This is a genomic window from Pseudoalteromonas carrageenovora IAM 12662, assembly GCF_900239935.1.
Taxonomy (GTDB): Bacteria; Pseudomonadota; Gammaproteobacteria; order Enterobacterales; family Alteromonadaceae; genus Pseudoalteromonas; species Pseudoalteromonas carrageenovora.
Genome location: NZ_LT965929.1, coordinates 651,006 through 666,086, shown reverse-complemented (window position 1 = coordinate 666,086; position 15,081 = coordinate 651,006). Strand labels below are relative to the sequence as shown.

10 protein-coding genes are annotated in these 15,081 nt (G+C 38.5%); 2 read left to right on the top strand and 8 right to left on the bottom strand.

What is annotated here, in order from left to right:
• Window positions 1–17 precede the first annotated feature (17 nt).
• From glgC to ALFOR1_RS19200, 6 genes are read right to left on the bottom strand one after another with little or no spacing between them, the layout of a single operon-like run.
• On the bottom strand, window positions 18–1,319 hold the full coding sequence (gene glgC, locus ALFOR1_RS19225; protein ID WP_104644080.1) for a glucose-1-phosphate adenylyltransferase: 1,302 nt from the start codon (window positions 1,317–1,319) through the stop codon (window positions 18–20).
• Window positions 1,320–1,333: 14 nt separating this feature from the next.
• On the bottom strand, window positions 1,334–3,871 hold the full coding sequence (locus ALFOR1_RS19220) for a glycogen/starch/alpha-glucan phosphorylase (protein ID WP_104644079.1): 2,538 nt from the start codon (window positions 3,869–3,871) through the stop codon (window positions 1,334–1,336).
• The gene (gene glgX, locus ALFOR1_RS19215; RefSeq protein ID WP_104644078.1) at window positions 3,864–5,927 is read right to left on the bottom strand and encodes a glycogen debranching protein GlgX; all 2,064 of its coding nucleotides are present in this window, start codon (window positions 5,925–5,927) and stop codon (window positions 3,864–3,866) included. The genes ALFOR1_RS19220 and glgX overlap by 8 nt, the downstream gene beginning before the upstream one ends.
• Entirely contained in the window at window positions 5,920–8,124 is a 2,205-nt protein-coding gene (gene glgB / locus ALFOR1_RS19210) for a 1,4-alpha-glucan branching protein GlgB (RefSeq protein WP_104644077.1), read from the bottom strand. Before glgB ends, glgX begins: the two co-directional genes overlap by 8 nt.
• Entirely contained in the window at window positions 8,125–10,119 is a 1,995-nt protein-coding gene (gene malQ, locus ALFOR1_RS19205) for a 4-alpha-glucanotransferase (protein WP_104644076.1), read from the bottom strand.
• Between the two features lie 9 nt (window positions 10,120–10,128).
• A complete protein-coding gene (locus ALFOR1_RS19200) occupies window positions 10,129–10,431 on the bottom strand; it encodes an isoamylase early set domain-containing protein (protein WP_058550241.1) in 303 nt (100 codons plus the stop codon).
• 378 nt (window positions 10,432–10,809) lie between these two features.
• Here ALFOR1_RS19200 and ALFOR1_RS19195 point away from each other — a divergent pair, with 378 nt between their 5' ends.
• Window positions 10,810–11,742 (top strand): hypothetical protein, encoded by a 933-nt coding sequence (locus tag ALFOR1_RS19195; RefSeq protein WP_104644075.1) that lies wholly within the window; start codon window positions 10,810–10,812, stop codon window positions 11,740–11,742.
• 7 nt (window positions 11,743–11,749) lie between these two features.
• Here ALFOR1_RS19195 and ALFOR1_RS19190 read toward each other — a convergent pair whose 3' ends face one another.
• Both ALFOR1_RS19190 and ALFOR1_RS19185 read right to left on the bottom strand, forming a co-directional pair.
• Complete coding sequence (locus tag ALFOR1_RS19190; protein WP_104644074.1) at window positions 11,750–12,919, bottom strand: cache domain-containing protein; 1,170 nt, start codon at window positions 12,917–12,919, stop codon at window positions 11,750–11,752.
• Window positions 12,920–13,260: 341 nt separating this feature from the next.
• Window positions 13,261–13,689 (bottom strand): Lrp/AsnC family transcriptional regulator, encoded by a 429-nt coding sequence (locus ALFOR1_RS19185; RefSeq protein WP_058550238.1) that lies wholly within the window; start codon window positions 13,687–13,689, stop codon window positions 13,261–13,263.
• A gap of 182 nt (window positions 13,690–13,871) precedes the next feature.
• Between ALFOR1_RS19185 and ALFOR1_RS19180 the strand changes: the two genes are divergently transcribed.
• On the top strand, window positions 13,872–15,077 hold the full coding sequence (locus ALFOR1_RS19180; protein ID WP_058550237.1) for an aspartate aminotransferase family protein: 1,206 nt from the start codon (window positions 13,872–13,874) through the stop codon (window positions 15,075–15,077).
• Window positions 15,078–15,081: the final 4 nt, after the last annotated feature.

The window sequence follows — 15,081 nt, the reverse complement described above, 5'->3', positions numbered from 1 at the left end:
GCTTATTTAGCTAATTGTTACGCTAGCTTTTTATTCTCTTGGGATTGACGCTCTAACTTTTTTGCAAGCTCAGTGAGCATATCACGGGTGACAAGTACTATGCCCTTTTTAGACACTCTAAAGCCATTTTCTTGATCTGCTTTGCGATCAATACCAATTTCAAGCCCTGCCGGTATTTCACAGCTTCTATCAATTATCGCGCGTTTAATTTTACAGCCACGATTTATTACTGCACCGGGTAAAATAACGGACTCCTCAATGGTACAAAAAGAGCGAACATGCACATTAGAAAACAACAATGATTTTCTGACCACTGAGCCTGAAATTATACAGCCACCCGAAACGGTTGAGTCCAGTGCCATTCCGCGTCTATCATCGTCATCAAAAATGAATTTGGCTGGCGGTAACTGCTCTTGATATGTCCATATTGGCCATGTTGGATCGTATAAATCAAGTTGTGGCTCTGGCATTACTAGCTCCATATTGGCTTCCCAAAATGAATCAAGCGTACCTACATCGCGCCAATAAGGCTGACCTTCTTGAAGTGGATCTCTAAATGGAAAAGCAAACACATTATGCTCTTCAATAATGGCTGGGATTATATCGTGCCCAAAATCGCGTCCTGAGCCCTCATTTTCAGCATCTTTCTTTAGCTGTTCAAATAAAAATTCAGTATTAAATACGTAATTCCCCATAGAGGCTAAACACGTCCCTGGTTTACCTGGTACTGAACTTGGCATAGCTGGCTTTTCGTCAAAACGACATACTCTGCTTTGCTCATCCACGGTCATAACACCAAAGGTATCTGCAGCTTCTTCAACTGGCACTTCTAAGCAGCAAACAGTCATATCTGCGCCCTTTTGAACATGCTCAGCAAGTAGCGCACCATAATCCATACGATAAACATGATCGCCTGATAAAATCATCACGCACTTAGGGAGCTCGTGACGAATAATATCTATGTTTTGAAATACGGCATCTGCGGTACCACAATACCAATCATCACCTTGGCGCTGAGATGCAGGCAAAATCTCTACAGATTCTCCAAGCTCCTTTTTAAAGTGTCCCCATGCTCGGTTAACGTGTCGTATTAATGAGTGCGACTTATATTGTGTGGCAATACCGACACGCCTCACACCAGAGTTAATACAGTTTGATAGCGGAAAATCAATAATTCGATGCTTTCCGCCAAAATAAACTGCAGGCTTTGCACGCCAATCTGTTAGCTCATGCAGGCGAGAACCGCGTCCGCCTGCCAGTATTAACGCGTAAGTTTCTCTGGTTAGGCTACTTATGTAGCGATTTGCATAATTAGGCATAATACTCTCTCCATTTAGTCTAGGCTGTTAGTGGCATGGCTTGTAGTTGTCGTTAAGTCTGTTTCACTAATATTGAGGGGTTCTAAATGCCAAATATCTTCACTGTATTGGCTTATGGTTCTATCACTTGAAAACATACCACTGGCTGCCGTATTTAAAATACTCATTTGTGTCCAGTAGGTTTGATCTGCATAGGCTTTATCAACCTCTTTTTGCGCCGCTACATAGCTTTCAAAATCATGTGCAGTGAGCCATGGATCGTGTGGGCTCTTTATTGAATTTGTAATGTCTTCAAATAAGCATGGTTCAAATAAATTGAAATGCCCGCTTTGAAGAAGTTGCATTACATTATTTAAATCACTATTTTGCGCAATTATATGTTCGGGGTTGTAACGCGATTTAATATCGTCAATTTCGTGCGCTTGTGCACCAAACAAAAAGAAGTTATCAGCGCCAACAGCATCTCTAATTTCAATGTTTGCACCATCTAATGTGCCAATAGTCAGTGCACCATTCATCATAAACTTCATATTACCAGTGCCAGAAGCTTCTTTACCTGCTGTAGATACTTGCTCTGATAAATCTGTTGCTGGGCATATAGTTTCCATTGCCGTTACATTGTAGTTTGGTAAAAATGCGACTCGTAAATAGGGCGCTGCTAAAGGGTCTTTATTAATAACCTCAGCGACATTATTAATCAGCTTGATTATTTTTTTAGCCATGTAATAACCCGGTGCAGCTTTACCGCCTAATAATACACAGCGAGGTACTATACCCTGAGTGTCGCCACGGCGAATACGGTCGTACAAATGAATAACATGTAATATATTTAAAAGCTGACGTTTGTACTCGTGAATACGTTTTACCTGTACGTCAAACATCATTGACACATCAAATTCAACATCACATCGCGCTTTAACTAAATCAACTAAACGTTGCTTGTTTTCGCGCTTAGCGTTTTGCCATTGACCATGAAATTTTTTGTCATCATAAAATCGGCGTAAATCACTAATTTTAGAAAACTCTTTAACCCAATCTTTACCAATTTTTTCGCTAATTAATTCGCTTAAGCTCACATTACAATGCGCAAGCCAACGCCTTGGGGTAACACCATTGGTTTTATTATTAAATTTGTTTGGCCAAAGTTCGTAAAACTCTTTAAATAAACCTGCTTTTAATAATTCTGTGTGCAGTGCCGCAACACCATTTACAGAGTAACTACCCACAATAGCTAAATAAGCCATGCGAATTTGCGGCTCGTCACTCTCTTCTATAAGCGACAGCGCACGTTGTTTTTCAACGTCTCCAGGCCATTGCTGGGCAACTTGCGCTAAAAAGCGTGCGTTTATTTCAAATACTATTTCTAATATGCGCGGTAAAAGTTTTGCAAACAACGATACAGACCATTTTTCCAGCGCTTCTGGAAGTAACGTATGATTTGTGTAGGCCATTGTTTTAGTCGTAATTTGCCACGCATCATCCCAATCAAGCTCGTAGTCATCAATTAAAATACGCATCAGCTCTGCCACTGCAATGCTTGGGTGGGTATCGTTTAATTGAAATACATGATAATCAGCAAAGTCTGTAAAGTTTTCGCCATGTTGGCTTACCCACTGATCAACAATGTCTTGAATACTTGCAGATGACAAAAAGTATTGTTGGCGTAACCTAAGTTCTTTACCATTTTCGCTGCTATCGTTTGGATACAGCACCATCGTAATTTGCTCTGCTAAGTTTTTTTGCGCAACCGCTTCTGAGTAACTGCCAGCATTAAACTCGGTTAAGTTAAATTCATCAGTTGCCTCTGATTTCCATAAGCGAAGTGTATTTACAATATTGTTTTTATAACCAGGTACAGGTACATCATAAGGTACAGCTAATACATCCTGTGAGCTTATCCATTGACGATGCTCACGTGCGTATTTATCTGTGTAGCTTTGTACATAGCCGCCAAATTTTACGCGTTTAGCATGCTCAGGCGCACTAAGCTCCCAAGGATGACCTTCCCTAAGCCAATTATCAGGCTGCTCTATTTGGTTGCCATCTTTAATTGATTGATTAAACATACCGTATTCGTAACGCAGGCCATAACCTACAACCGGTAGCGCTAAACTCGCGCAACTATCTAAAAAACAAGCCGCTAAACGCCCTAGGCCACCATTACCAAGCCCAGCATCGTGCTCGGCATCTTCAATCGTTTCTACTGAAGTGCAATACTCCTGCAGTGCAGCGCTTACTTGCTCATCTAAATCTAAGTTTAATACGGCGTTGCCTAGAGCTCGCCCCATTAAAAATTCAAGCGATAAATAAGCCGTTTTACGGCGCTTATCTTGTTTAATTTGTTGGTTTGTTTCTCTACAACGCGCAACAAGTCTGTCACGAATAGTAAGTGCTAATGCATGATACAAATAATGCTGCGACTCGCCGACTTTATCTCGTCCGAGGGTATAATAAAAATGCCGTGTTAAGTCATCTTTAAGGGTACTTTCATCAATAACAGGGCCTTCTTGCCAACCCTTTACTACACACACTTGTTCACCTTGTTTAGCCATGACCTACGTCCTCTAAATTGGCACTAAAAACCCAACTACTTTGTGCTGAAATTTCAACCATCGCATCTTCATTACTTCTCGCAGATGCATTATTGACACTCGATAAAACCATTTGCCACTGCGCTTTAATTGGCGAAGGTGGCAATTGGCAAAAAATTGTTTTTTTACTGGCATTAAATACAATCAGCAATGCATGTTTATTTTGCTTATCAAGTAAGCTGTACATTAAAAATTGTCTGGTCTGTTCATGCCAATGTGCATCAGTCATGGTTTTACCTTGCTCGGTAAACCATTTAACTGTAAAGCGCTCGTCTATATCGTCTAAAAATACACTGTGTTTAAACGCACTGTGTGCACGTCTAATTTTAAGGGCGTCGTCTATAAATCGTGTTAAAGAATGATTCAGCTGTGAGTCTTTCCATGCAAGCCAACTCGTGCGATTGTTTTGACAATAAGCATTGTTATTCCCCCCTTGAGAATGTGCCATTTCGCTGCCAGCAGCAATCATTGGCACTCCTTTTGACAGTATTAAAGTAAGTAAAAAGTTTTTTTGCTGTTGTAATCTTAGTGATGTTATTTTTACGTCACTGGTAAAACCTTCTACGCCACAGTTAAATGAGTGATTTGCACTGTGACCATCTCTGTTTTGCTCGCCATTTGCTTCATTATGTTTATGCTCATAACTCACTAAATCAGCAAGGGTAAAACCATCATGGCTGGTTATAAAGTTTATGCTATTGAGTGGGCCTCGCTGGCTATGCTCAAAAATGTCAAACGAGCCATGTAATCGTTTAGCTACGTTTGCAATTATGCCGGTTTCACTTTGCCAAAAGCGCCTAATAACATCACGATATTGATCGTTCCATTCTCGCCAAGGTGGCGGAAATGCGCCTAATTGATAGCCGCCTGGGCCAATATCCCATGGTTCACTAATAAGCTTTACTTTGTTTAATACGGGGTCTTGTGCAATGGCTTGTAAAAAAGTATGCCCAGAGCTAAACCCCGATTTAGAACGTGCCAAAATAGTCGCTAAATCAAACCTAAAACCATCAACCCCCATCACTTCAACCCAATACCTTAAGCTGTCGAGTACTAGTTGTAATGTTTTTGGGTGATCAATATTTATGGTGTTACCACAGCCGGTATCGTTTATATATACGTTAGGTTGATCGTGTGCAGTACGATAATAAGCTAAGTTATCGAGCCCTCGCAGCGACAATATTGGGCCATCGTTACCAGCTTCTGCTGTGTGGTTGTAAACAACGTCGAGTATCACTTCTATGTCGGCGTCGTGAAACTGCTTAACCATTTGCTTAAATTCGTTTATATCGTCATTTACTAAATAGTCTTTATGGGGAGTAAAAAAGTTTAGTGTGTTGTAACCCCAATAGTTTTGAAGCCCTTTGGCTGTTAAAAATTGTTCACTAATAAACGCATGAACAGGTAATAACTCTACTGCGGTTACGCCTAAATTATGTAAATGCTCAATAAAACTTGGGTGACTCAACCCTAAAAACTTACCTTGTAAAGATTTAGGTATTTTAGGATGACGACAAGTAGTTCCTTTAACGTGGCATTCGTAAATAACAGTATTAGACCAGCGATGCTTTGGCTTCTTATGCTCGTAATGAACCTGAGCAGCTACTTTAGATTTTGGAATATCAATAGAATTATTAACACAGCTTTTTGTGCCAATTGGCATTTGCCCATAATGGCGCTCACTCCATGTAAACTCACCAAAAATGTCTTTCGCGTATGGGTCAATTAGTAACTTGTTTTCATTAAACAGCAAACCATGTGATGGATTATATTCTCCTTCAACCCTAAAACCGTAAAGTGCCCCTGCGCTAAGTGGTGATATATGAATACTCCACACGCCACCTTCGTTGATGTTCATTGCCATTTTTAAAATTTCTGAATGACCACTTTTATCAAACAAACAGACATAAGCTTGGCTTGCATTAGGTGCATATAACGAAAAGTTTACACCGTTATCACTAACACTCGAACCCAGTGGCTCTACATTGCCATGGGCAGCATCGAATAGATTACTCATCATCAACCTTTTGTAAGTAAATAGTGGTTAGGCCACCAATGGCAATAGAAATACTTTGCTTGAAACCATGATTGTCTTCATCGATTGTGTTTACAATTTGCGATGGGTTATCTGTTACTTTAATTCCTGAACCAAAAAACTGTGTTTCATCTGTATTTAAGATAACTTTATATTGCCCTTTATTTGGTACACCAATGACGTAATTTTCATACGAAGCGGGTGTAAAATTAGCAATAACAACGACAAAGTCTTTGGCAGTTTTTGCATAACGTACAAAGCTCAAAATACTTTGTTGGTTGTTGTTATTATCAATCCAAGTAAAACCAGCAGCGCTAGAATCAAGCTCGTACAAAGCAGGTTGATTTTTATAAACAGTATTAAGTGCTTTAACCGTTAGCTTTACTCCGTTATGGCTTTGATGCTCAAGTAAATGCCAATCGATAGAGTGGTCATGCCCCCACTCTTTACGCTGAGCTATTTCACCGCCCATAAACAATAGTTTTTTACCCGGATGCGCCCACATAAATGCGTAATAAGCGCGTAAATTTGCAAATTTTTGCCAATCATCACCTGGCATTTTTTCAATTAAAGAGCCTTTGCCATGAACTACTTCATCATGGCTAAGCGGTAATATGTAGTTTTCGCTAAAAGCGTAGACCATAGAAAAGGTCATTTCGTGGTGATGATGCTGACGGTACAAAGGGTCATGCTGCATATAATGAAGGCTGTCGTTCATCCACCCCATATTCCATTTATAGCCAAACCCAAGCCCGTTGTGTTCAACACTTTGAGTTACACCAGGCCAAGCCGTTGACTCTTCAGCCACCATCATAATGCCAGGGTTATTTTTGTAGCTGCGCATGTTCACTTGTTTTAAGCACTCTATTGCACCTAAGTTTTCACGTCCGCCATAACAATTAGCGACCCATTCACCTTCTTTTCGGCTGTAATCTAAATAAAGCATGGAAGCTACAGCGTCTACTCTCAGCCCATCCAAACCAAATTGATGTAGCCAATACATCGCGTTAGAAATTAAAAAGCTTTTTACCTCTGGGCGGTCGTAGTTGTATATGTAGGTATTCCAATCAGGGTGAAAACCTTGGCGCATATCAGCATGCTCATATAAATGAGTGCCATCAAATCGATGTAACCCATGCGGATCACTAGGAAAATGACCCGGCACCCAATCAAGTAATATACCTATATTGGCTTTATGACATTGCTCTACAAAATATTTAAAGCTGTTGTAGTCGCCAAAGCGGCTAGTTGGTGCAAATAAGCCCACGGGTTGATAGCCCCATGAGCCATCAAATGGGTATTCACTTATTGGCATAAGTTGTAGGTGGGTAAACTCCATCTCTTGCGCATAGCTAACTAGTTTGTCGGCAAGCTCTGTGTAACTTAAATAACGATTATTCTCTTCTCGCTGCCATGAGCCTAAATGTACTTCGTATATGCTTATTGGCGCATCTATATGATTTCGCTTTTGCCTATTGGTTAATGCACTTTCACTTAACGTTATTGGCTCAGGTTTATATTGCAAAACACTTGCTGTACCCGGTGCTTGTTGCATTTTAAAAGCAAAAGGGTCCGCTTTTTCAAGCACTTCTCCACTTTGTGCAGTAATAGCAAACTTGTAACACATATCAGCCTCAAGCTTAGGAATAAATAATTCCCACACACCACTTGCTGGATGAAAGCGCATAAAATGACGATTAGCTTGCCAAAAATTAAACTCACCAATTACAGATACACTTGCTGCATTAGGTGCCCAAACACAAAAACGTACACCTTCTACGTTTTGCAAAGAGCTAAAATGGGCGCCAAAATGAGAGTAAGCATGTTCTAGGCTACCTTCATTAAATAAATACATGGCGTCTGTATCAAGTGCGCTCTCAAAGCTATATTCGTCATAAAAGGTAGAGAGGGTATTTGAATATTGAGCACTGCATTGGTAGGGCTTTGTGGGTAGCTCTTTTACCTTAGCTATAAATAAATCAGTGTCTTTATATCGTTTAGCTTCAACACTATTTTCATTTAACGTAATGCTTGCACTGATCGCTGAGGGTAAATAAAGACGAATTTCTATATCTGAATTTGTTTTATGTGCCCCTAAAAAACTAAAAGGGTCTTTGAATCGCCCTGCATTTAATGCATTTACCTGCTCATCATATTCTGTATTATTTGTACTGCTCATTTAACCTTTCCTTATTGAGTCTATAGCAGCTAATAGCGGAGCATTTTTAGTAAAAATATCTTTACTTGAGTGCGTTAATACACGACGCCAATTAGGATACTCTTTATCTGTACCGGGGATGTTAACGGGGTACTTTTGCTCATCTAAATCATCTATTTGTAGCGCGAATAGGCCTGATTGAGAACCTGCTAAACAAAGCGCTAGCTGAGCATAAACATCTGTTGCATTACTATTTAATACTAGTTCAGGTTTATTGCTGTGGCTGTTTATAAAACGTAAAAGCTTATGCTGCTCTTGAATTCTTTGTTGTTTTTGTTGCTCGTATTCACTTTTATTAATCAATTCATATTGTTGTTTAATATTTAAATCATCGTGACACCACCAGCCCGAGAAAGGCGGCACGTCATGATTAGCTATCATTAACAAGCAATGAGGCGCTAAGTCATCTACTGATAAAAACTCACCATCGTGATGTTTTTCAAAATAAAATAAACTATTTGAAAAAATCCCACTGGTAGATAACGCGTGTTTTACTTCAGGTGGAACTATGCCTAAATCTTCACCAATAACAATGCTTTGATTGATATGCGATTCAATTTTTAAAATAGCGAGTAAATGCTCAAACGGATAGTAAACATAGCAACCATCTTGGTGCCCGTTAGTTTCAAAGCACCACCATAAACGCCTAATTGCCATAACATGATCTATTCGTAAACCGCCTACACTTTGCATATTGGCGCGTATTAAAGAGCGGTAATATTGATAATTGTTATGTTGTAAGCTCTGTGGATTTAATGCAGGTAACCCCCAGTTTTGTCCGGCTTCCGCCCATGGATCTGGCGGTGCACCAACATTTGCTCCCTCAGAGAATAATGCTTGCTGATTATAAAATTCAGCTCCATCACCAGCACAACCAACGGCGAGGTCGTTGATTAAGCCAATCGCCATTCCTTGGTCCTTACAGCTTTGTTGGCAAAGCGCTAACTGCACAGTAGCTTGCCATTGTAAGTAATAATCAAATGCTGGCTCTGTTGAATTTAGCGTAGAAAGTGTACTTAAATTTTCATTACAAAATTTATCAAACGCTTCACGCCTTTCATTACTGGCTGTTAATTCAAAATGATTATAAAGCGCTTTAAACAAAGCATATTTGACCTGGCTAACCTTATGGTAATTAATAAACTGATCGGTTGCGTTTAATAAATCAATTACATCATCACTATCCATAAGTACATTTAATTGCGTATTATTTTGTGCATCTGCACTAAGTGCGACAGAAATATAAAGAGGATTAAGCAACGCACGGCTATTAGGGCTATATGGACTTGCTCGCTCTGGTATATTGGCAAAGAGTAAATGCAGAGGATTAAGTAATATATAATCCATATTTTTCGTTCCACAAAGAGCAGTTAGCTCAAGTAAATCGTTAAAGTCACCTACACCTAATTGTGCTTTATTTTTTAATGTATAAAGCTGAATTGAAAGCCCCGTACGCTTTACGTCTTCAACCTGAAAAACCTGATCAGGAACACTCCAAATTTGAGTACGAGCAAGCTGTTCACCTACTTTAACAGCCGCATCATGATAGCCAATCGGCATTTCATTAATTGGCACAGCAAGCTCGATATAACGAACACCATGTAAATAGTATTCACCTGTGACTGCTAAGTTATACAGATTATTGAGTGTAATATTTATATTCAAAGAAGGTACAGTTATGTTGACTGGTAAATTCTGCTGGCGCTCATCTATTTTAATTTTTAAGAGCGGGCTTTGTTGCTCAACCAAACTAACGTTTGCGACTAGACCTAACCAATTGGAGGCATCTAAATCATAATTTAGTTGAGCTATTTGCGCTTCATTATTTGTATCTACGCCACAACATTGTAAGGCACGTTTGCGCGTGTCTTCGCTAAAAAATACCTGTTCACCTGTATACTTAGTGAATTCATAGCCTATGCCATGCAGGTAAAACAACTGCGAAATTGCGTCCATTTACCCGCCTTAATTAATGCGTTGAGTATTTACTATGCTGTTTTCAGTACCAAAATTATTTGCGATATAGCCGTCGGCTTGATGATCGTTATCCCAAATGTCTCCATTTACTAAATAACGAAAGTGAAATTGCTGGTCTACAGGTAAGCGTTGTTTAAATTTAAAAACGCCTTGTTTTTTATTAAGCTTCATTGGCACAGGTTGCCAATCAGTAAATTCACCTAATAAACAAACTTGCTCTGCTTCAGGGTGAGAAAATTCAAAAGTTACTTCAGCTTCATCTTTTGTTTTAAAAAAACGCTTATTCAACATAACAGGCTCCAACTAAACAATTAAGGGTATTTAATCTTTGCCACAGGGCCGATTTAACATCAAAGGGCGATGTGGAATCCATTCAAAATCATTAAACGTGTTGTTAGTTAAGCAAAACTTTATTTACGCTTTATTACAGTGCAAATGTTATTTTTACCGCACCAACAAAGTGCATTAATCATTAATATATTACGTTTAAAATGATACTTTTATACAGAGCAATATTTAAACCAACTCAACAAAACTGGTACATACCCAATATACACATATTTAGGGCACTTAAATCCAAATAAAATTAAAAGTATTAAATTCTTTTTTTATATACTTTCATCATGGATAATACACAGCATCCTAATACTCTGAAATATAATTAATTTCATGTTGAAAAAAAGCATTTTAATAACTACCGCCATTATTTTTTTAGTTGTAGCTGCATTTATTGGTACTTCAATATACACCTTATATAGTAAAAAAGAGATTTCTGTTGACCCCAAACTAAAAGAAATCTCAGGCATAGAATTTGATAAGCATCAACGCTTGTGGGCCATTAATGACAGTGGCGATGAGCCTAAGCTTTATAGACTAAATAAAGACGGTTCTATTGCTAAAGAAATTTTAGTGACGAATGCTAAAAATATTGATTGGGAAGACATGACCCAAAATAAATTTGGGCACTTTTTTTTAGGTGACTTTGGTAATAATAAAAACGAACGCAAATGGCTAACTATTTATAAAATAGAAAATCCAATCGATATTAAAGGCAATACAACCGAAGCTGAAATAATAAAATTTACCTATCCTGAGCTTGACGGTACCCCAGTAACACCAGAGCAACGTAACTACGACCTAGAAGCATTTGTTGCACTTGGGCGTCATTTATACTTATTCACGAAAAACCGCACCGAACCTTTTGATGGAATAACAAATGTTTATAAAGTTGGCGATCATGCTGCTAATTTTGACGCTCAGCTTATCGATTCTTTTAAAACTTGTACCACTATGGAAAAGCTGTGCTGGATAACATCTGCGGCTTTAAGCCCCGATCGTAAAAAGCTAGTACTTTTAGATTCAACAAGTATTTGGTTATTTGAAAACTATAAAGGTGATAAGTTTTTCTCTGGTGATGTATCGCGTATCGATTTAGGCATAGTTACTCAAAAAGAGGCTATTACTTTTTATGATGACAATACTATTGTATTTACCGATGAAGAGTTTAAAGGCATTGGCGGGAATGCCTATTTTATAAAGTTAGATGAAGTCACTAAAAATGTTATACGTAAAGTATCTAACCTTCAAAGCGCTGATAAGTAATACTTAATCAGCGTCTTAAGCTAGCGTTTAAACGCAGGGCCTTTTCTACATCAATACCAATTATTAATACCCCGATGTGATTATAGTGCTCATTAAATACAGGTATACTTAGCTGTACTTGAAAGTGATGGGTAGATGCATCATATTCAACATTATCAAAATAATAGTCATCTATAAGCGTGAATACTTTATTGAACTTATCTTCATCACCTTGCCAGTAATCAGAGGTTAATTTACTTATAGCTACATTTTTACCTTGGTTATCCGTAAGAATTACCTCGGTCACTCTTCCATTAAATTGAGATTGCCATTCATTTAGCTTTTGAGATAACGCTTTATCGAGCATTAATTTACCTAACTTGGCTTGCTCATTTTTCACCTCTGTTTGCCATTGCTTATCAGCTTTAATCAGCTCATCTTCGCTCAATGGCAAACTGTTACTAATGAGAGTTTGCTCTGTTAAACTTGCCTGCGCTGCTAACGCTTTAGCTTGATTATATATAAAGCCTAAAACGTGATCTTTTTCGCTTTTTGATAAAGAAAAGGGAGTTTGAGAGCACGTTGCAAGATTATCGTCAAATTGACTCATAAAATTAGGAAAGCGTTTAATTAAAGAATTAGAAGCAAACAAGCCTAGCGGTACATACCGAAAAAACTCTTTGCTGTAAGCTGATTGATCTATTTCTAAACGTGAAGTTACATGCTCAAAATCATCTAAATCAAGTAATATTCTGTCTACTCTTTGATGGTGTAAAATTTTGATTATTTCCTCTATAGAGTTAACTTCAACTTGCACCTGAATATTTTGAGATTTAAGCCAATTAGCTTGGTAGCTTCCTCTTACAGCACCATAATGTATTTTTTCTTCAGGTTTATTAACGCTATCTGGATGAGTAAACCAATACCACTTCTCTAAAAAAACAGGTGATGTTATTTTTCCATATGCTTTCATTTCTGGCGTTAAATGAGTAGTAAAGTATCCATCTAAACGGTGAAGTTTCACTTCTCGTCGAGCACGAAGCCAAGGTAAAGTGTGCAGCTTAAAAGGTGTACCCATTTCATATAGAATACATTGTACTTGATTTACAGCGTTGTCGGGTGACGTGGTCGGTAAATTTGAGCCAAACTTTAATGGCTCAGACAATCCAAGTAACATAAAAAAAAAGTATGCAGGCATAATCCATTGCTAATAATTGCAAAAATTAAAAAAAGTATAGTTAGGCATACGAATAATGCATAATTTAAAAATAAAATATAGCTATAGAATCAAAGGCTAACAATTTTATTTTGGAATTAATTATAATTACAACAATTGCTAGGGCGTGTTGACCTTTGGTGGGGGATTTTGCAGCAGTATATTTGTTTTTTAAGCAAGCCAGAGCCTATGTAGTGTGTTTACACCCCATAAATAGGCGATAACGCGGGAGCAGTTACCGAGCCCACTAGGTTACAAACGTCGCTCCGCGATTTAATCTTCCTTGGATTGAACAAGTTTCAATCCGCAAAGATCAACACGCCCTATCGTTTAAATTTAGTTTCCAAAATTACTGACGAGGTTGTGCGCTCTACGCCATCTAAATTACCAATATCATCAAGTAGGTGGCTTAATTTTTCTAAGTTTTGCGCTTGTACAACAGCAATTAAGTCAAACTCACCGCTTATTGCATAAAGCTGAGAAATAGCATCGATTTGTTTAAGCTCTAAATTGGTTTTGGTTGTGAGTTTTTGCATCACCTTTATAGATACATGAGCCGAAACCATACTGCTTAAATAGTCTTCACCGTAATCTACGCTATACCCTTTTATAACACCGGTTTCTTCAAGCTTTAACATACGGCTTTGCACAGTAGAACGCGATAGATTAAGCATACGCGCTAGGTCAGAGATACTTGCACGCGCATTGGTTTTTAAAATTGAAAGTAGCTTTTCATCTTGTGGAGTTATCATATTGCTTATTAATTTCGTTATTTTGACTTTTATTGTAATCATTTTTCACAAAATAGCACTGCAAATTTAACCTGTAACCTTCGATAATAACCACCAATAACAAAAATTATCTAGCTGAGAAAACGCTAACGTTTTTATTTTGCTAATTTTTATTCAATATTCACAATTTTTAGGTGTACATAATGCAAGTAACAAGAGACTTATTTAACGATGTAATGGTGCCAAACTACAACCCGTCGGCCGTTATTCCAGTGCGCGGCGAAGGCTCACGTGTATGGGATCAAAATAATAACGAGTTTATTGATTTTGCTGGTGGTATTGCCGTTAATTGTTTAGGCCACTGCCACCCTGCGCTTGTATCTGCTTTAAAAGAGCAAGGCGAGAAAATTTGGCACTTATCAAATGTAATGACTAACGAACCTGCCCTGCGTTTAGCACAAAAAATGGTTGAAGCAACATTTGCTGATAAAGTTTACTTTGCAAACTCAGGCGCAGAAGCTAACGAAGCAGCACTCAAGCTAGCGCGTCGTTTTGCTTTAGATGTACACGGCGAAGAAAAATCGCAAATTATTGCCTTTAATAAAGGTTTTCACGGCCGCACATTTTTTACAGTAACCGTGGGTGGCCAAGCTGCTTACTCTGATGGGTTTGGTCCTAAGCCTGGCGACATTATGCATTGTAATTACAACGACATTGCAGCATTTGAAGCACTTATTAGTGATAAAACGTGTGCAGTAATGATGGAGCCACTGCAAGGTGAAGGCGGTATTATTTCACCAACAGATGAATTTGCTAAAAAAGTACGCGAGTTATGTACTAAGCATAATGCACTGCTTATTTTTGATGAAGTACAAACCGGTGTTGGCCGTACTGGCGATTTATACGCATACGAAGGCTTAGGCGTAGTGCCTGATATTTTAACGACCGCTAAAGCACTTGGTGGTGGTTTTCCTATTGGTGCTATGATCACCCGCACAGCTATTGCAGAGCATTTAAAAGTAGGTACGCACGGCTCTACTTACGGTGGTAACCCACTGGCATGTGCCGTAGCAGAAGCAGCCTTTGATACAGTAAATACGCCTGATGTATTAAATGGCGTTAAAGAGCGTGAACAGTTATTCCGCGATGGCTTAAACGCTATTAACGAAAAGTACAACGTATTTAGCGAAGTACGTGGTAAAGGTTTACTTATTGGCGCTGTATTAAACGAAAAATTTGAAGGCCGCGCACGCGACTTTTTAGTTGCCAGTGCTAACAATGGCTTAATGAACTTAGTGGCGGGCATGAACGTGATTCGTTTTACCCCTTCTTTAGTAATTCCATTTGAAGACATTAAAGAAGGCCTAGCACGCTTTGAAAAAGCAGTAAGCGACGTAGTAAACGGCTAACTTA

What these genes read in the sequence shown, in the direction of transcription:
- ALFOR1_RS19190 (WP_104644074.1), bottom strand. Translation starts at nt 12,919, where the DNA reads ATGCCTGCATACTTTTTTTTTATGTTACTTGGATTGTCTGAGCCATTA.
- ALFOR1_RS19195 (WP_104644075.1), top strand. Translation starts at nt 10,810, where the DNA reads ATGTTGAAAAAAAGCATTTTAATAACTACCGCCATTATTTTTTTAGTT.
- ALFOR1_RS19200 (WP_058550241.1), bottom strand. Translation starts at nt 10,431, where the DNA reads ATGTTGAATAAGCGTTTTTTTAAAACAAAAGATGAAGCTGAAGTAACT.
- ALFOR1_RS19185 (WP_058550238.1), bottom strand. Translation starts at nt 13,689, where the DNA reads ATGATAACTCCACAAGATGAAAAGCTACTTTCAATTTTAAAAACCAAT.
- glgB (WP_104644077.1), bottom strand. Translation starts at nt 8,124, where the DNA reads ATGAGCAGTACAAATAATACAGAATATGATGAGCAGGTAAATGCATTA.
- ALFOR1_RS19180 (WP_058550237.1), top strand. Translation starts at nt 13,872, where the DNA reads ATGCAAGTAACAAGAGACTTATTTAACGATGTAATGGTGCCAAACTAC.
- malQ (WP_104644076.1), bottom strand. Translation starts at nt 10,119, where the DNA reads ATGGACGCAATTTCGCAGTTGTTTTACCTGCATGGCATAGGCTATGAA.
- ALFOR1_RS19220 (WP_104644079.1), bottom strand. Translation starts at nt 3,871, where the DNA reads ATGGCTAAACAAGGTGAACAAGTGTGTGTAGTAAAGGGTTGGCAAGAA.
- glgX (WP_104644078.1), bottom strand. Translation starts at nt 5,927, where the DNA reads ATGAGTAATCTATTCGATGCTGCCCATGGCAATGTAGAGCCACTGGGT.
- glgC (WP_104644080.1), bottom strand. Translation starts at nt 1,319, where the DNA reads ATGCCTAATTATGCAAATCGCTACATAAGTAGCCTAACCAGAGAAACT.